Annotated in this window: 16 protein-coding genes and 1 other RNA gene; 9 read left to right on the top strand and 8 right to left on the bottom strand. The window is 48.1% G+C overall.

Features of this window, described 5'->3' with window-relative positions; genetic code table 11:
* Positions 1-58: 58 nt before the first annotated feature.
* Entirely contained in the window at positions 59-2,515 is a 2,457-nt protein-coding gene (gene fadE / locus PSI9734_RS04295) for an acyl-CoA dehydrogenase FadE (protein WP_173919853.1), read from the bottom strand.
* A 178-nt stretch (positions 2,516-2,693) separates the two neighbouring features.
* Here fadE and PSI9734_RS04290 point away from each other — a divergent pair, with 178 nt between their 5' ends.
* Positions 2,694-3,398, top strand: coding sequence for a DUF3108 domain-containing protein (locus PSI9734_RS04290; RefSeq protein WP_173919852.1), 705 nt, complete (start codon positions 2,694-2,696; stop codon positions 3,396-3,398).
* Here PSI9734_RS04290 and purN read toward each other — a convergent pair.
* Both purN and purM read right to left on the bottom strand, forming a co-directional pair.
* A complete protein-coding gene (gene purN, locus PSI9734_RS04285; protein ID WP_173919851.1) occupies positions 3,395-4,033 on the bottom strand; it encodes a phosphoribosylglycinamide formyltransferase in 639 nt (212 codons plus the stop codon). The two genes, PSI9734_RS04290 and purN, sit on opposite strands and share 4 nt — an antisense overlap.
* Complete coding sequence (purM, locus tag PSI9734_RS04280; protein ID WP_173919850.1) at positions 4,033-5,076, bottom strand: phosphoribosylformylglycinamidine cyclo-ligase; 1,044 nt, start codon at positions 5,074-5,076, stop codon at positions 4,033-4,035. Before purM ends, purN begins: the two co-directional genes overlap by 1 nt.
* Positions 5,077-5,191: 115 nt before the next feature.
* On the opposite strand from purM, the gene PSI9734_RS04275 reads away from it, so the two are divergent.
* From PSI9734_RS04275 to ssrA, 6 genes are all read left to right on the top strand, one after another.
* On the top strand, positions 5,192-6,316 hold the full coding sequence (locus PSI9734_RS04275; protein ID WP_246194716.1) for a GNAT family N-acetyltransferase/peptidase C39 family protein: 1,125 nt from the start codon (positions 5,192-5,194) through the stop codon (positions 6,314-6,316).
* 97 nt (positions 6,317-6,413) lie between these two features.
* Positions 6,414-7,514: an oxidoreductase gene (locus PSI9734_RS04270; protein ID WP_173919849.1), complete on the top strand. Its 1,101-nt coding sequence runs from the start codon at positions 6,414-6,416 to the stop codon at positions 7,512-7,514.
* 3 nt (positions 7,515-7,517) lie between these two features.
* Positions 7,518-8,330, top strand: coding sequence for a DUF817 domain-containing protein (locus tag PSI9734_RS04265; RefSeq protein WP_173919848.1), 813 nt, complete (start codon positions 7,518-7,520; stop codon positions 8,328-8,330).
* Positions 8,314-8,724, top strand: coding sequence for a VOC family protein (locus PSI9734_RS04260; protein WP_173919847.1), 411 nt, complete (start codon positions 8,314-8,316; stop codon positions 8,722-8,724). The genes PSI9734_RS04265 and PSI9734_RS04260 overlap by 17 nt, the downstream gene beginning before the upstream one ends.
* Positions 8,725-8,784: 60 nt before the next feature.
* Positions 8,785-9,438, top strand: a complete 654-nt coding sequence (gene elbB, locus PSI9734_RS04255) for an isoprenoid biosynthesis glyoxalase ElbB (protein WP_173919846.1) — start codon at positions 8,785-8,787, stop codon at positions 9,436-9,438.
* Between the two features lie 88 nt (positions 9,439-9,526).
* Positions 9,527-9,886: a transfer-messenger RNA gene (gene ssrA, locus PSI9734_RS04250) on the top strand.
* A gap of 190 nt (positions 9,887-10,076) precedes the next feature.
* Here the strand turns inward: ssrA and PSI9734_RS04245 are convergent.
* Positions 10,077-10,580 (bottom strand): lactoylglutathione lyase family protein, encoded by a 504-nt coding sequence (locus PSI9734_RS04245; RefSeq protein ID WP_173919845.1) that lies wholly within the window; start codon positions 10,578-10,580, stop codon positions 10,077-10,079.
* Positions 10,581-10,673: 93 nt separating this feature from the next.
* On the opposite strand from PSI9734_RS04245, the gene PSI9734_RS04240 reads away from it, so the two are divergent.
* Positions 10,674-11,558 (top strand): LysR family transcriptional regulator, encoded by an 885-nt coding sequence (locus PSI9734_RS04240; RefSeq protein ID WP_173919844.1) that lies wholly within the window; start codon positions 10,674-10,676, stop codon positions 11,556-11,558.
* 72 nt (positions 11,559-11,630) lie between these two features.
* Here the strand turns inward: PSI9734_RS04240 and PSI9734_RS04235 are convergent, their stop codons facing one another.
* Entirely contained in the window at positions 11,631-12,701 is a 1,071-nt protein-coding gene (locus tag PSI9734_RS04235; protein WP_173919843.1) for a tellurite resistance/C4-dicarboxylate transporter family protein, read from the bottom strand.
* A gap of 177 nt (positions 12,702-12,878) precedes the next feature.
* Here PSI9734_RS04235 and PSI9734_RS04230 point away from each other — a divergent pair, with 177 nt between their 5' ends.
* Positions 12,879-13,280, top strand: a complete 402-nt coding sequence (locus tag PSI9734_RS04230) for a thiol-disulfide oxidoreductase DCC family protein (protein WP_173919842.1) — start codon at positions 12,879-12,881, stop codon at positions 13,278-13,280.
* A gap of 25 nt (positions 13,281-13,305) precedes the next feature.
* Here PSI9734_RS04230 and PSI9734_RS04225 read toward each other — a convergent pair whose 3' ends face one another.
* The 3 genes from PSI9734_RS04225 to PSI9734_RS04215 all read right to left on the bottom strand — a co-directional run bounded on the left by PSI9734_RS04225 (position 13,306) and on the right by PSI9734_RS04215 (position 17,845).
* Positions 13,306-13,842, bottom strand: coding sequence for an acyloxyacyl hydrolase (locus tag PSI9734_RS04225; RefSeq protein ID WP_173919841.1), 537 nt, complete (start codon positions 13,840-13,842; stop codon positions 13,306-13,308).
* Between the two features lie 184 nt (positions 13,843-14,026).
* Positions 14,027-14,812, bottom strand: coding sequence for a DUF547 domain-containing protein (locus PSI9734_RS04220; protein WP_173919840.1), 786 nt, complete (start codon positions 14,810-14,812; stop codon positions 14,027-14,029).
* A 24-nt stretch (positions 14,813-14,836) separates the two neighbouring features.
* Positions 14,837-17,845, bottom strand: coding sequence for a ligand-binding sensor domain-containing diguanylate cyclase (locus PSI9734_RS04215; RefSeq protein ID WP_173919839.1), 3,009 nt, complete (start codon positions 17,843-17,845; stop codon positions 14,837-14,839).
* Between the last annotated feature and the right edge of the window lie 70 nt (positions 17,846-17,915).

Raw genomic sequence — 17,915 nt, 5'->3', positions numbered from 1 at the left:
CCGTTTTTTATGAAAAGTAGTTCATTGCACTACTATGTAGCACTACTATGTAGCACTGCTATGCAGCACTTGATTTTTTACCGAGGTTTTCTAACGCCCAGTTATGCGCCGCTTTACCGGCCATGAGCTCTTCGTGCTCAAAATCGTCAACGTTGATAACGCGTAGACGACCTTCTTCGGCTCGTTCTAGTAAAGCAACCTCTTCATCACTTAGCACTCCCATCTCTTTGCCTTTTGCGGCAACTTTATCAAGGAATACAAAAGCCATACGCTCGTTTGCAGCGCGTTGAACGCGGTCGTGCAGTGGCTCGGCTTCGATGATGTCACGGAGCGCCTGCTCAAGGTAACCATACTGACCTTCAACAGCTAAGAACTGGCCACGGCCTAAACGTTCGCGACTGGCGTTTGGTTTCAGTAAGATTTTTGCAACCTTGCTATCGAGACGGTCTGAAGGACGCTTCACAAAGCGACCAAACGGATACATCATCACGCGCATGGTTTTACCGACAAAGCCAAAGTTATCTAATAACTCAAGTTGCGCTTCTTGCAGCTTGTACAAGGTATCTTGCATTGCCCAATGCAACAACGGTAGATCGTCATGCTGGCGGCCTTCGTCAGCAAAGCGCTTCAGAGTAGCAGAGCCGATATACAAATAGCTAAGCATGTCACCTAAACGTGCCGAGATACGCTGCTTACGCTTCAATGAGCCACCCAACACGCCCATGGCTACGTCTGATAACAAAGCTAAGTTAGCGCTGAAGCGGTTCATCTGCTTGTAGTATTGCTTGGTACTGTCTTTAAACGGTGCACTACTAAAGTGGTGTCCGCCGAAGCCTAAGGCAATTGAACGTACCGCATTGCTCATGGCAAAACCGATGTGCCCAAAAATAGCTTTATCGAAGCGCTTCAGGCCTTCAGCGTTATGTTCAGCTGACGCTAACATTTCTTCCAATACAAACGGATGGCAGCGGATCGCACCTTGACCGTATATCATCAAGCTACGCGTTAGAATGTTTGCACCTTCAACGGTAATAGCAACGGGAACGCCTTGGTAACCGCGACCTAAATAGTTGTTTGGCCCCAAACAGATGCCTTTACCACCGTGGATGTCCATGGCGTCGTCCATGCAGGCACGAAGCTTCTCGGTCATGTGGTATTTTGAAATGGCTGAAATCACCGACGGCTTTTCGCCAAGATCGATACCCTTGGTCGATAGGGTGGTGACTGCGTCCATTAGGTAAGCATTACCGCCGATACGCGCCATGGCTTCTTGCACGCCTTCCATCTTGCCGACAGGTAACTTGAACTGGCGACGAATGTAAGCGTAGGCACCCGTGGCCAATGCGATGGACTTAACGCCACCGGCACTGTTTGAAGGTAGCGTAATCGCACGGCCTACAGACAAGCACTCGACCAGCATACGCCAGCCTTTACCGGCCATTTCGGCACCGCCAATAATGAAATCGAGCGGCACAAATACGTCTTCACCACGAATCGGACCGTTTTGGAACGGCACGTTTAACGGGAAGTGACGACGGCCAATTTCAACACCTTTAGTGTCGCGTGGGATCAGTGCTGCGGTAATACCTAGAGATTCTTTATCGCCCAACAAGTGATCGGGATCGTACATCTTAAAGGCTAAGCCAAGTACGGTTGCGATAGGCGCTAACGTAATGTAGCGCTTATTGAAGTTAAGTCGAATACCGACTACTTCTTTGCCTTCCCACTCACCTTTGCAAACCACACCAGTATCAGGGATGGAGCCCGCATCTGAGCCTGCCTCTGGACTGGTTAGGGCAAAACATGGCACTTCTTCACCGGTCGCCAAACGTGGTAAGTAATAGTCTTTTTGTTCTTCAGTACCATAGTGCTGCAGCAATTCGCCTGGACCTAACGAGTTAGGAACACCGACGGTGCTGGCCAAAATGGTGCTGACCCCTGATAATTTCTGCAGCACGCGAGATTGCGCATAGGCTGAGAATTCAAGACCGCCATATTTCTTTTTGATGATCATGGCGAAGAACTTATTATCCTTCAGGAACTGCCAAACGTTTTCTGGCATATCGGCAAGCCCGTGAGAAGCTTCCCAATCGTCAAGCATTTTGCAAACTTCTTCGCATGGGCCGTCAAGGAAAGCTTGCTCTTCAGCGCTTAACTCAGCTTTTTGAATGCTATGCAGGTTTTCCCAATTTGGAGCGCCGCGAAACAGTTCGCCTTCCCACCATGTGGTACCCGCGTCGATCGCATCTTTCTCAGTTTCAGAAATTTCAGGCATCACGTTGCGGTACATGTTGAGTAACGACTTACTCAACACGCCACGTCGAAATGCTGTGATATTCAACGGCAAGAGAACAAGCGCTAGAAGCACCCAAAGCACAGGGCCAACAACGTCGACAAGACTACCGATGGCAAACATGGCAACTAAACCAAGGCTGGTAACTAGCAGCGATGTACGGTAATACAATAGGCCACCTAGTACGAGTAAGGTAGCAATGATCCATAAGGCGACACTCATAATGATACTCCGTCGTTGTGGTTAGAGGTCTGACCAGTAAAGTTATCCCTTGAGAGTAGACAATTTAGCCGTGACTTTCAAGCGTAATTGCACTTTTTAAGTGGTATAAGGTCAGAGTACCGGAAGCGATCATTTTTTTGTCCGATTTAGAAACAAATAAAGAACCATAGGAGCCGTAATGAAAGCAGTATTTCATTGCCTAGCAGCCACTCTAATAGTAGCGACTAGTTCGCCGGTGTTAGCAAATAAATTAACTACTTACGATGCCCGCTATGAAGTTGAACGAGGTGGTTCGAACTACGGCGAAGCCTTTCGCAAGCTACGTCAGCAAGACGACGGAAGTTACGTGTTGGAAAATGAAACAGAGATTTCTTTTCTGTTCCTCTCAGATGTACGCCGCTACGATTCAAGTTTTCGTTTCGTGGATGAACAAGTGACGCCCCAGCAGTTTCGCTTCAAGCGCAGTGGAACGGGGCGAAACAAGGGGATCTCGGTCAGCTTTGACTATCAGCAGAAGCAGGTTGTTGAACGCGACTCAGGCACGCCGTTACCCATTACTTGGCACGAGGCAATGATGGACGAAGCCAGTATGCTTGAACAGCTGCGGTTTGATTTACAACACAGCGATGCACAAGAGTTTAGTTATCAAATCGTTGACGATAAGGGCGAGAATGATCAGCAAACATTTCGTCGTGGCGAGGCGGAAGTACTTAACTTGCCCTATGGTGACATTACCGCACTGAAGGTAGAGCGGGTACGTAAATCAAGCTCTCGCGAAACGGACTATTGGTTTGCACCAGAGCTTGATTATGTGCTGGTAAAAATGCAGCAACGTAAAGAGGGTGATGAGGTTGCCACGTTATTGCTAGAAACCCTCGATTAGTCGGTGGCGTATCCTTGCGGCCCAAGTAGACTACCGTCTAATACGGCACCTTTGGCTGTAAGTTTCAGCCGCTCGGTACAAAGCCACTGCACGACTAAAGGATAGATGCGGTGTTCCTGGCTGTGCACACGCTGCTGCAGATCACTCGCGCTGTCTTCAGGAAATACAGGTACGACTGCTTGCAGCACCACCGGCCCACCATCGAGCTCTTCGGTGACAAAATGAACCGACACACCATGCTCGGTATCACCGTTATCTAACGCACGTTGATGCGTGTTAACACCGCGATATTTCGGCAATAAAGAAGGGTGAATGTTGAGCATTCTGCCTTCGTAATGCTGCGTAAAGTCACCGGTCAAAATACGCATAAAGCCAGCGAGTAAGACAATATCGGGCGCAAAGCTATCGATAAGCTTGCGCAGTTCGGCATCGTAGTCTTCACGGCTGTCGAAGTCGCGGTGTGACAGCACGGCTGTTGGTATATCGGCCTGTGCTGCTTTGTCTAAGCCACCAACGTCAGCTTTGTTGCTTATTACCGCAACCACTTCACCATTGATACGTTCAGCCTGACATGCCTCCACGATGGCTTGCATGTTGGTTCCTGAACCACTGATAAGGACTACAATTCGCTTCATTAGACGATTTCAACCTGTGCTTCTTGCGCTTCACGGGCAGCCACTTTACCTATGACCCAAGCGTCTTCACCTTGTTCGCGAAGTAACTCGACCACGGCTTCTGCTTGAGAATTTGGCAAGGCCAAAATTAAGCCAACGCCACAGTTAAAGGTGCGATACATTTCTTTAGTTGTGACATTCCCTTGGTGTTGCAACCAATTGAAGATAGCTGGCCACTCCCAACTACTGTCATCGATTACCGCTTTGGCATCAGCAGGCAGTACGCGCGGAATATTTTCCCAGAAACCACCGCCTGTGATGTGTGAAATTGCGTGAACACTATAGTTTTCAAGTACTTTAAGCACCGGCTTCACATAAATTGTTGTCGGTGCGAGTAAATGGTCTGCCAGTAGCTTACCGTCAAGCTCTTCTGTTGCCACGTCGGCACCACTTACTTCGATGATCTTCCGAATCAATGAATAACCGTTTGAGTGAGGGCCGCTGGACGCAAGCGCTACCAATGCATCGCCCGGTGCGACTTTGCTACCGTCGATGATATTGGCTTTCTCGACGACACCGACACAGAAGCCAGCAATATCGTAATCACCTTGCTGATACATGCCCGGCATTTCCGCGGTTTCGCCGCCGGTTAACGCGCAGCCTGCTAACACACAGCCTTCACCGATACCGGTGACCACATCCGCAGCAACGTCAACGTCGAGCTTGCCGGTGGCATAGTAATCGAGGAAGAACAGCGGCTCGGCACCTTGCACAATCAGGTCGTTGACACACATGGCGACCAAATCAATACCGACAGTATCGTGCTTGCCAAGATCAATGGCTAAACGTAACTTAGTACCGACACCATCGGTACCTGAGACCAATACCGGCTGTTTATAGTTGCTCGGAAGCTCACACAAAGCGCCAAAACCACCTATCGAGCCCATCACTTCTGGCCGCTTCGTACGTTTGGTGACACCTTTAATACGGTCAACTAGGGCATTGCCTGCATCAATATCAACGCCGGCGTCTTTGTAACTCAAAGAAGGTTTTTGATCGCTCACGAGAGGGGTCCTCAGCTGGTACTAAAAATTTGCGCGACAGTTTACCACTTTCATCGACATACTGCGATATAATACGTATGGATTTTGCCCACATCAGCGCTAGGACGCTACTACCATGGTGATGCCGTTAGACTTGGTTCGCGCTAAACGAGAACATCTCGCCCAACTCGATCTCATAGAACTTACAAGCTTCGCGACCGATCGTATCAGCCATCGTAGCTTCAAACGCTTCATTGACCAGAGTATAGGCGACTTTTATGTCGCGCTACATGGTGCACAGGTGCTTGGCTACTGCATCGTTCTTTATCGTCAAGCGACCCAGCTGGCGCGACTCTATTCGTTAGCAGTGCTACCGGAATTTCGTCAACGCGGGGTGGGCACCCAACTGCTACGTGCCGCAGAAAACGCGGCTGATGAGCAGCATTGCCTGTTCTTGCGCTTAGAGGTAAAAACCGACAATCACGCGGCGTTAGCCATGTATCACGGTGCGAATTACCACGATATGGAAATTCGCCCTGAATACTATGAGGACGCCAGTGATGCGGTGGTGCTGCAGAAACTGTTACCACGTTTCGATGCTGACGAAGTGGCGGCAAAAGGGCAACGCTTAGTGCCTTACCGCACACAAACCACGGAGTTCACCTGTGGCCCGGCAAGCTTACTGATGGCCATGGCCTATTTCGAATGCCCATCGAGCGATCCGGAGCATGAAGAGTTAGAAATTTGGCGCGAGGCGACAACTATCTTTATGACCTCGGGCCATGGCGGTTGTGGCCCTCATGGACTTGCTCGAGCAGCACTACGTCGGGGCCTACAAGTGGTATTACATGTCAGTCACGACGGGCCGTTGTTCATGGACTCTGTGCGCAGTGATGACAAAAAACAAATAATGGCGCGTATTCAAGAAGCCGATATTGCCGCATTGCAAGCAGCTGATGTCACGACTTATGTCGGCGATTATAGCTTGACTCAACTGCGCGCAGACTTAGCGGCAGAGCAGATTGTGGTGGCACTGATCAGCACTTACGTATTTGATGCGAGTAAAGCGCCACATTGGGTGGTGATTTGCGCGGTGGACGAAAACTATGTCTACATTAACGACCCTGATCAAGACGCATTGCCCTGGCAATCAGCTGCGGGCAGACAGTATCTGCCTATCCCATTAGCAACCTTTCGTCGCGCATTTGGTTTTGGTCGTCGCAAACAGAAGGCAGTTTTGGTGTTATCACGTTTGACTTGAACAAAAGCTGTAAGTCCTTAAGCTGAACTGGAGCAAAACGATCTTTCATTCACAGAGCGTCGTAAAGCTGAGACACTTCTCACAATTTGGGGAATCTATGTTTAATTCAGAGTTTTCTAGTACTGAATTTGCCGGCATGAAATTACACAATCGCTTCGCCCTAGCGCCAATGACACGTGTCAGCGCTGAAGCAAATGGACGTGCCAACGCACGAATGGTTGAACATTACAAACGTTATGCTGAAGGTGGGTTTGCATTGCTGATTACCGAGGGTATTTACCCCGATCAAGCTGCCAGTCAAGGCTATGAAAATCAGCCAGGCCTCGCCGATGCCCTGCAGGTCGAGTCATGGTTGCCGATTATTCGTGCAGTGCACGACAGCGGCGCTAAAATTATCGCGCAGTTAATGCACGCAGGTGCGCAAGTGCAATACAACAGTTTTGACCAGCAACCCTTGGGTGTTACTGAGCAGCAACCGAAAGGTGCGCCGCTTGGTCTCTATGGTACGCAGGAATCTTGGCACGACGTGAAAGCGATGGACGAAAGCGATTTCGAACGAGTGCTCAATGGCTTTTTACATGGTATTCGCGGTGCGGTCGAAGCCGGGTTTGATGGCGTGGAGTTACATGGCGCGAATGGCTATTTGCTCAACGAAATTCTGAGCACACACTTTAACACCCGTGAAGACAAGTGGGGCGGCGATATGCAGCGCCGCGCACAGTTTGTGCTTGAGATAGTGAAAGCGGCTCGCGAAATGGTACCCAACGGGTTCGTACTAGGTATGCGGCTGTCACAAATTACAATTACCGATCAAGACTATCAATGGCCGGAAGGTGAAGAAAGCTTTAATTGGTTGGTACAAGCGCTGGCCGATGCCGGTATCGACTATATTCATACCACTGATACCGAGGTCAACACCCCCGCCTTGAAAGGCGGTGTACGTTCACTGGCAGAAGTGGTAAGAGACGCGGGTATTCCGTTGATTGTGAATGGCGGCATTGATGACACCAATTACGCCAAAGTCGCTGCGCACTATCCAGAGTCACTTTTGGCACTGGGCAAGGCGGCCTTAGCCGACCCTCAATTTGTTAATAAAGTGAAAGAGGGCGATAAGCCAGACGCATTAGATTTCGCTATGCTGCAACCTATTGCCAATATTGAGAACGAAATGCGCTGGCGCGCCGAAAATAAAGACTGACATGTGAAAACCTTTGTTATTGAATTTTGGCGTTTCGGCTTAAAACAAGCCAACGCATGCATGTTCGGCGGGTTCCTACTCGCCGTCATGCTCATTACTCGTTACTGGTATCCTATTGAAGGCCTCCATCGCTACGACTTTATTTTTTTAGCGGCGATCGCATTCCAACTCTTTCTTCTTGGTTTTAGGCTCGAAACCCTGCGTGAAGCTTTGGTGATTATCATCTTTCACGTGGTGGCAACAGTGATGGAGCTGTTTAAGACCTCTGATGCGATTGGCGCGTGGGTCTATCCCGAAGCTTACTTATTCGGCATCGGCAATGTGCCTTTGTTTACCGGCTTCATGTACAGTGCGGTTGGCAGCTATTTAGCCCGGGTATGGCGACTCTTTGACTTTCAGTACCGCTATTACCCGCCGAAGTGGGCCTCGGTGGTGCTCGTAACAATGGTGTACATTAACTTTTTCAGTCATCATTTTACGTGGGACATTCGCTGGATTTTGTTGGCTGTGACGTTGCTCATGTTCTATCGCACGACCATTTATTTTAGAGTGATCTCGAAACACCGCAGCATGCCTTTGCTGCTTGGTTGGTTTCTTGTTGCTATGTTTATTTGGTTTGCCGAAAACATTGCCACCTTTGCAAATATTTGGATCTATCCGAATCAACGCGACGGCTGGGAAATGGTGCCTCTAGCGAAGTTAAGTTCATGGTTCTTATTGATGCTGTTGAGTTTTGTTCTCGTGACATTGATTAAAGACATTAAGGTGCGAGAGCGCGCACCGCAAAAGGAGCAATCGCATGCAACCGCGGATTAGTTATATTACCCTTGGCGTTGATGATTTAGAGCGCTCCGTTGCGTTTTATCGTGATGTATTGGGCTTAACCACAGAGGGCATTATCGGTAAGGAATTTGAGCACGGCGCGGTGGCTTTCTTTAAAATGGCGGGCGGCCTAACCTTTGCCTTATGGCCACGCACTAGCATAGCCGCTGACTGTGATGTGGTTAAAGGTACACCTGATCCGACGGCGCTGATGCTAGCGCATAATGTTGAACGGCGCGATGAGGTGGATGCAATTATGCTTTCACTGCCGCAAGAAGCAGTGGTAAAACCTGCTCGCGACTTGTTCTGGGGTGGTTATGGCGGCGTCTTTAAGGACCCCGACGGTCACTTATGGGAAGTTGTTTTTAATCCGAAACACGCCGGTTGAAACCCTTGCCAGCCGCCCATAGATTAAAGGACAAGCGAGCAAGAAAAGGAAAAATTCAGCATGAAAAAAGTCGCAGTAGTACTCTCAGGTTCAGGTGTTTTTGATGGCGCTGAAGTCAATGAAGCGGTACTCACGCTTTTGCACATCAACAAGCAAGGAGCGAGCTACCAATGCTTCGCTCCCGATATCAAACAAATGCACGTGGTGAACCATTTAACCGGTGAGGCAGCGAGTGAATCTCGTAATGTTCTGGCCGAGTCGGCTCGGATTGCGCGAGGCGAGGTGAAGCCATTGAGTGAGCTCGACGCAGCTGAGTTCGACGCGTTGATTCTTCCAGGTGGTTTTGGCGTGGCGAAGAACCTTTGTGACTTTGCCGTCAATGGCGCCGATATGACCGTAAACGAACAAGTTTTGGCGGTCGGCAAAGCATTTGTTGCCGCAGGTAAGCCGGCTGGCTACATGTGCATCGCACCGGTGCTCTTACCGCATGTGTATGACAAAGGCGTGCGCGTGACCGTTGGAAATGATAAAGATGTGGCATCAGCCATTGAACAGATGGGTGGCACGCACGTTGAATGCTCGGTTCAAGACATTGTGGTTGACGAAAGCAATCGCTTGGTGACGACGCCAGCGTATATGCTCGCAGAGAACCTGGTCGATGCCGAACAAGGCATTCGCAAACTGGTTGAGAAAGTTCTAGACATGAGTGCTTGATGGCACAATGAATCGCCAGTTAGCGCAGGAACTTATGGCGTCTTACTGGTGTCTAGTGTATAGTAGGGACGCTTTTGAAAGAAAACCTGGGGCTGATTTGGATTCGACGGGATACACGAAACCCAAGGTGCATGCCGAGGTGAGGCTGGCCTCGTAAAAAGCCTCAAACTAATAGTTGCAAACGACGACAACTACGCACTAGCGGCTTAATAACCCGCTACGCCCGAGCCCTAGCGCTTTGTCTGTGAGACTAGGATCACTCGGTTCACCCCAAAGCAGACTCGCGTGGAGGCTTCGCCCGTAGCCAAAGCGTTAAAACCAATCGGGATCGTCACCTTAAGTAGCCTGTCTGTCGGCGACTTGGTGATTAATTAAAAGATAGACTAAGCATGTAGGACCGAGGATGTAGGTATTACGGACGCGGGTTCAACTCCCGCCAGCTCCACCAATACCTAAAAAGGGGATGTCTCACGACATCCCCTTTTTTCTTTCTATACCAGCAGGAACAAGGCTTACAGGCATTCTTTTGCACAAGCCCCAGCCATTCGAGCATCTAATGAATTCAGAGAAAATAGCACTCAATAAATAATCTAAATTCAGGGGGCCTAAGCAGAGTACCCCCTGAATTATCTTGTTAACTATTGGTAGGCGCCTTCGCTGTAGATTAATTCGTAGCTATGGCTATAAATTTCTACAATGTTGCCAAAAGGGTCTTCCATATAAATCATGCGGTAAGGCTTCTCTCCCGGATAATAGTAGCGAGGCTTTTCCATGCGCCGTTTACCACCGGCTTCCACAATCCGTTCTGCAAGCTCCTCAACGTTCGGGTCTTGTACACAGAAGTGAAATATACCTGTTTTCCAATACTCAAAGTTATCTTCTGGGTTGGTCTGGTTTTTAAACTGAAACAACTCGACACCAATTCGGTCTCCCGTTGATAAGTGTGCTATGCGAAAGCTTTCCCAGCCAGCACCAAATACATCGCTGCACATTGTTCCGATGGCGCTATCATCCTCCTGAATCTCGGTGGGTTCCATAATCAAATACCAACCCATCACGTCGGTGTAAAACTTAACCGCCTGCTCAAGATCGGTGACAGAGATGCCGATGTGCGAAAAATTCCTTGGGTATACATTGTTCATAACCTTTCCTCTTTAATGAAACTGAGAACAGGTTACTTAGCTGAATAAATAATGTAAAATTATGATTTTGAATTGATATGATTACGAAATATTATGATTAATACGCTTTGGTTACGCACTTTTTGTACACTAGTTGACGTGGGTCATTTCACTCGAACAGCCGAACGACTGCACATAACACAGTCGGGCGTTAGTCAGCATATACGAAAGCTTGAAGAACAACTTGGAACCGAGCTGCTGGTGCGGCACGGAAAACAATTCTCGCTTTCAGGCGCCGGGGTAAAGCTATACGATGAAGCTCAGGGCCTCCTTTTAGCGTTATCAAACCTTGAATCTAAAGTTGGGGAAGATCCGCCCTTTGAAGGCGATGTCAGTGTTATGTCTCCCGGCAGTGTCGGGCTAAAACTCTATCCGCATTTGTTGGCCTTACAATGCGAACATCCAAAGCTCATTATTGATTACCGATTTGGGCCGAATCAGGATGTGGAGCGCGCGATAGTCGACTCTAAGGTCGACATCGGATTAATGACGTCTAAACCTAACTTGGCCGATGTCAGTTGCACACCCCTTGCTCAAGAGCCTTTATTGCTCGTAACACCCGCCACTATCAAAGAGCCAGATTGGGACACTCTGATGACCCTCGGGTTTATTAATCATCCCGATGGAGAACATCATGCAAGCTTGTTGCTTAGCGCTAATTACCCTGAGTTCCATCACAGTAATATGTTTCCCAAAAAAGGGTTCTCAAACCAGATCAGTTTGATTCTAGAACCGGTCAGTATGGGATTAGGTTTTACCGTATTACCTGCACATGCTGTTGCGGCTTTTGCGAAGCCTGATCACATCAACGTTCATAGGCTCGAGTACTCGGTCAGCGAAACACTATATCTGTGTGTAAATCGACACCGCCCACTGCAGATGAAAACCAAAACCGTAATAGCTGAGGCCCGGCAGTCGCTTGAACATAAACCGGATTAAACAATCAAGAAGAATAGTGTATGACCGCTGAAGCGGCTGACTGTAATACCCGATAGACTGTTAAGCAAAACCTTATGTATTCCTAGTTGCTTTCGCAAGCCTAGCAAGATGTCGCCACATACCGAAGCTGGTCATAACCCAAGCTGCCAGCGCGAGCCAGACAGTAAATACCGGTATTGTCATTAAAAACGGTGTATTAAGGGCGTCCGCTAAGCGAATGGTGCCAGTGGTATACATGGCCAGTGGGAATACTAAGCTCCAAAGCTGTGGCTCATATTTTAGTTTATGTCGTTGAATAAAGTGGCGCCAAAAACTCAAACCGATAAGTAATGGAATCCACCAACTGGCAATCGACCAGAAAAACAGCGTAAAGCCTCGCATAAATGGCAAAAAATCGACCAAAAGGCTGCCTTCTTGCCCGCGTAAAATCAAGGTGGAGCCGGCCAGCGTTGTAATTGCGACAGCGCCCATATTAATCCAGTAGGGTGGGCTCAAGGTCTCGGGGTTGAGCTTCAGAAAAGTCAGTCGATAGAAGATCATGGTGATAATGGCTAAATAGAGCATGCAGCCAATCATGAACATACAAAGGGCGAAGAAAAGACGTAAATCTTCGGGGCCACTCCAAGGCACAAGAGCCGTCAGTATCGACACCGATTGGGTGCTAACTGCGGCCAGTAGCCAAGCGCCATTGATACCGGAATCTAGAGCAGGTTTCTTCTTGCGCGTGGTCACCGCGATGAAGAATAGATACATGATGACTGCCCAAAGAATAACGCCAACCCACCAAAAAGCAGCTGCGATTTGGTTCCAGCCAAACAGTAGCTGGAACTGAGAGCCAAGGATGCAGGTACCGGCAATCAACGTAAAGAATCCTGGTCCGCGGGCATGGCTGACCATGTCTTCGACAAGTGACTTCGGATACCACAGCACTCTGATCACAGTCAGAAACCAAAGAAAACCATAAGCAAGACAGTTAGCCAGTAGTAGGAACAAAGCCAAAACACGGTAATCTAATAAATTCAACGCAATAGAGGTGGCCCCAGTGGCCATGACAACCGCAAAGTAACCTGGGAAAAGGTTCGCGGCAGCCGCTAATGTGAGCTGAGCTAAGCGCGTAAACCAAGGTTTCGTTGTGTCGCTCATTGAGAATCCCCTTACTCAGGTGGTTCTAATCAATATAGCGTGCGGAACTCACCTTGAACTTAGACCTGTATCAATAACCGTAAGGAAAAGTATAATCTTATTGATAGCTGCTATGGCGGGAATCGAAACTTAGAGAACCTGCGTATAATGGCTATAACCCCAGTGAAAGAGGTGTATATGTCGAGTTTAGATACAAGGCTGACGGTTTTGTATGATGGTGGGTGTCCGTTATGTGTAAAAGAAATGCGGCAGCTACATCGACAGGATCGCAAGGGACAAATTCGTTTCGAGAACATCAACGCAGTGGACTTCGAGCAGCGTTATCCGCAGGTAAACGTCGGCAAAGCGAATCAGTATCTGCATGGTCAAGTTGCATCTGGCGAAATGCTCTATGGCCTTGATGTAACCTATCGTGCTTGGTCGCTGGTGGGCCGAGGCTGGATGATAGCGCCCTTACGCTGGCCTATTTTGCGTTGGTTTGCCGACCAAGCATACTTATTTTTTGCCCGCCATCGTAACCTTATTTCAAAGCTATTAACGGGAAAAGAGCGCTGTGCGCAATGCTCTATCGATGATTGATAAACACTACGCACACCCAAGTTCACTAAAGGGGAATGACCCAATACACTGAGAAAAAGTCGAGGCCATCGTTTGGCTGTTCGATATCTGCATTGGAATAATGCGTGTATTGCAATGAGATACGGGCGTCTGAATCTGAACTGTACTGCCAAGCAAGTCCGACACGATCTTCAAACTGAAAACGGGTCGACAACTTACGGTTACCAATTTGTGTTTGGTCGATGTAGCTGCCGCCGATACCGGCTTCTAAAAACAGCGGTCGCGCAGACTGGTTTAACTGCCAACTTAGCACGGGCGAAATGCTGAACGCTGTGATCGAATCACTGCTATTGTTGCTGTTTTGCCAAAAGTTGACGGCGCTTTCAAAGGCGAGAGACGGTGCGCCGGCCCAGTCAAGCCAAGATGGCTGCAGCGCTGAGGTACGATAACCAAGGCGTGCTCCGCGTAATTGGTCGGCAGAGTAAATTCCACCAATGTGAATTTCGTTGGTAGCTCCTGGTGCAGGGTACACCAGCAGTCCCGAAATAATTGCCAGAGTGATGAATGAGACAACAGACTTCATTACGAACTCCTAAAAGTTTCGGTTATTGAATAAATTAAGTTTTGTCAGCTGCGATAGGGCTTTCAACAGTGCTAACCTGCGGGCGATATTATTGGTCAGGATTAAGGAGAATGAAATTTCTTTATTTCGCGCAAATCATTCTATTAAAAAGAACAAGTGCGGATTGATGTAAAAAGTAGGAGGCTCAAAGATTTTCTACGCTATTGAGCTGCCAATTGTAGTCGGTGAAGCGGATAGGTGTTTCGGCATTAAGATCTTGCTTATTGCCAGCTTTATTCCCGAAAGCCTGACTGTAGCTTTGCATATAGCGTTTGAGGTCGCCAAAGTCTTGCCGGTACCAGTCGAATATTTTCGATAAATAAAGGCCCTGTTGGTCGAGACCATTTTTATCGGTATCACTTAAGAACGTCACCATTTGGTCTTCAAGTTGAGCATCTAGCTTGGCTGCGGTGAAGGCTTCAGCACGAAGTTTAGGGCAGCTGATGGCTGCACAAACAAGCGCAGCATGAATGCGCGGTTCAGCAAAGTCGATACGAATCTTTTCGTGCTCGATCCAATCAAGGGTGCGTTCTTGTTCGAGCAAAACGAAAAACGTCTGTTGCCAAGGAGTACTAAAAAAACCACCAAGATCGCGTATCGAAGTCGCATCGCCTGAGGTGAAAGCAGCGTTGTTTTCGATAATAAGCTGCAATGTAAAAGCGTTATAGGCATTAATTAAAAATGCCAACTGTTGATTCGCGTTCCATTGCTGATAGCTGCTAAGCGAAACGGAAGAGAGGGTTGCTAGATAGTCAGTAAGCTGGTGTGGTTCACGGGCTAGCTCGGTATAATTTACGGCAGACTTTAGTCCGTTATCGTATACCACTACATATTGCTTAAGGAGCTTGTCCAGCGCCTGATGAGCATGATCAAAGTTCGCTGCAAAAGCATTCGAGCTAAGAAGTAGCAATACTGCTAAGAAACCACGCATTATCTCTCCTCGTAACTTCGTCGGTTAGTTCGGTGGCGATTCAGCTAAAACAACTTGATTACGTCCACCAGCTTTACCACGGTAAAGCGCCTCGTCAGCTAAATGCAACCAATATTCAAGGGGCTGTGTTGGGTCTGCACAGACGACAACACCGATGGTTAGGGTTGCAAGTTCGCTGGAACCGAACTGTTGGTGCACGGCCTGTTTCGCTTTGGTGTTTAATTTTTTAGCTAATTCGATGATATCAGCAGAACCCGTGTTCGGCAGTAAAACAACAAACTCTTCGCCACCCCAGCGGCAAATAATATCTTGTTCACGCAAATTATCTGTTAAACACTTAGCAATTAACTCTAAACAGGCGTCACCTTCTTGGTGCCCATATTGGTCATTAAATTTTTTGAAATGGTCAACATCAATCAGCAGCAGAGAAAACTCTTGCTTGGCGCGGCGATGTTGTTTTTGGGTCAGACCAAATGCTTTTTCAAAGCCACGGCGATTCACCAAACCGGTTAAATAATCGGTCTCCGAAAGCAGTCGCAATGCTGAATTGGCTTCTTTAAGTTCTTGAGTGCGCTGTGCAACTTCTGACTCGAGGGCTATGGTGAGTCGTGCTAAGCGCTGAGTTCTAAGTCGAATACCAAGGTAAATAATGAGACAGACACCGACGATGACCAGTGCAATAAACCATACACTTTTCCACCAAGGCGTCTTGATAACGACTTCAAGCTGCAATGGCGACGGAGTGGTGATCCCTTGACTATTTTTACCTTCGACCTCGATAACATGGTTTCCCGCAGGAAGGTTGGCAACTAGCACTTCAGGCTCGCGCGACCAAGAACTCCAGCCTTGTTGCCCATCGACGATGCGGTGCCGGTACATATTTTTCGTCGGGGCCCGAAAATCGGTGACGCTAAAGTAGAAACGTAAACTGCCATAGTCGTATGGAAGGTTGAAGGTTGTTTTTGAAAAAGCCGTTTGATGGGTTATATCTTCCTGTCCAAGAACCAGGTTGGTAAGGTGAACACTTGACCGCTGTTCTTTGACTTGAATGGCTTCTGGGGCAAATTCGAAGGCACCATTAGGGCTAGCTAGCGCGATATGACCGGTTTTCGCTTGGGCCATACCACCTTCAGTAAATAACTCCAAAGGTAGGCCTTCATTTAGGCCGATCAAGCGTACTGTCTGCGTGGTTGGGGCGAAGCGCACTAAGCCTTGATGGGTCATCACCCACAAAATGCCATTACTGTCGTGCGTGAGCCCAAGCACTTTAGTTGACGGAAACCCGTGCTGTTCACCAAACTGTTCAAGGTCACCTGAATTTATATCATATTTGAGTAACCCTTTATCTGAACACAACCAGACAATGTTTTGCGGAAAGCTATGCGCACAAAAGAGTACTGTATTATTAGAAATACCTTCAAGGTTAGGGCTCTGCTCGAGGGGGATCAGTCCCGAATAACGGGTTGCAGCATAAAGGCCTAAATCTTCAATGTTTAAAATGTCATAGGCAATATTGCCGCGCAGCCCAGCTATTTTCTGATCAACCCATTTTATGTCACCGGTATCAAGCGCAACTTCGGCAATGCCAAGCCCCCAGATACCGAACAGTAATCGGCTTTGGTTCTCATAAACAGCGGTTAGGCTAAGGTCTTCAAGACCTATCTTTTGAAAGCCAAAAAACTCCGTGAGCTCAGTGAAAGTGTCGGCTTCGGCGCGAAAAACCCGTTGGTTGGTGCCGACCCATAGCCGACCGTTTTGATCGACGTGTAGAACGCGAACCGTGTGAACGTTATGGTACTTGGGAAAGGCGACATAGGACCACTTGGACTGGTCATTCACCGTCGTGCGTTTAAAGACCCCCTGGGTGGTGGCTAGCCAGAGGTTGCCGAACGGATCATAGTGAACGGCTTCGACTAAAGTAGAATCACTATCTGACAGTGACTGTGCCGGGGATTGCAACAAATCGACAAACTTAGTTTTGGTTTGAACACCCTTAAATAAGCCCTGACCACGGGTGCCCACCCAAATAATGCCAGTATCATCTTGATACAGACTTCTGATATCGATACCGCGGAGTGTTGGAGTCTGTTGAGGGCCGTCAAGCAGCGACAAAGACCGCGAGTCGAGCGGGTAAAGACCTTTGTTCGTACCTATCCATATGGTGTTTGCTTGGCCACTTGAGTCATCAAAAAGAATATCGTTTACGCGCATATTCGAGGCAAACTCAGAATCACTTTCTAAATTAATCCCTTCAAATTGATTGGTGTCTTCGTTGAGCCGAAACAGGCCTTCGTCGGTGCCTATCCAAATAGCGCCATCAATGATTTCGAGTGTGCGGATTTCATTGGAACGATTTTGGTCAGAATCGTTGTACGCAACTAAATACTCTTGCCATAACGAAAGATCTTTGCTGAGTCTAAACACACCGCGTGCGGTAGCTACCCAAATTGCATCCTCACGTTCTTGTAACCACCAAATTCGCAATGAGCTAAGCGGGTTGTCATCGGCTAGGTTATAAACCTTCGTTGGATCATCTAGGTTAATGTAGCTTAATCCTTTAAGTGTACCAATCCACAGTCTATTTTGACTGTCTTTGTAGAGCGTTTGTACGCGATCGCTGTTAATAGTTGACGGTGCTGGCGATGCTTTATAAACAATCTCGCTTTGCTCAGAAGAGTCCCACCGAATAAGACCTTGGCCCCAAGTAGCGCCCCAAATAGCATCATTATTGATCAGCAGCTTAGAGAAGCCAGCATGTTCAGGTGAACTTAGTAGCACATCTGTCCATGGCTGGTAGTCATAACCATCAAAACGCAACAGGCCATCAGTGTCAGAAGCTAACCAGATTAACCCTCGGTTATCGGCGAGCACATGGTAAATTGAGCTTTGGCGGGCAGCGATAGGCTGATCGACATGGTTAAATTCATAAAGGTTGTGTGCGGAGGTATCGGTTTGAGCACTGGCTGAAGTGAAAGATAACAGGAGGCAAATGCCAAAAAAGTAGGGTGCACAGCTACTGGCGAATCTAAACATAAAGTATTCTTTAGTTATATTTAATTATTTTGTTTTACAAAGAGTAGCGAATTACCAATGGGTTTTCTAG

Source organism: Pseudidiomarina piscicola (assembly GCF_902806985.1).
In the GTDB taxonomy this organism is placed as follows: domain Bacteria; phylum Pseudomonadota; class Gammaproteobacteria; order Enterobacterales; family Alteromonadaceae; genus Pseudidiomarina; species Pseudidiomarina piscicola.
This window is presented reverse-complemented; position numbering and strand designations above follow the sequence as displayed.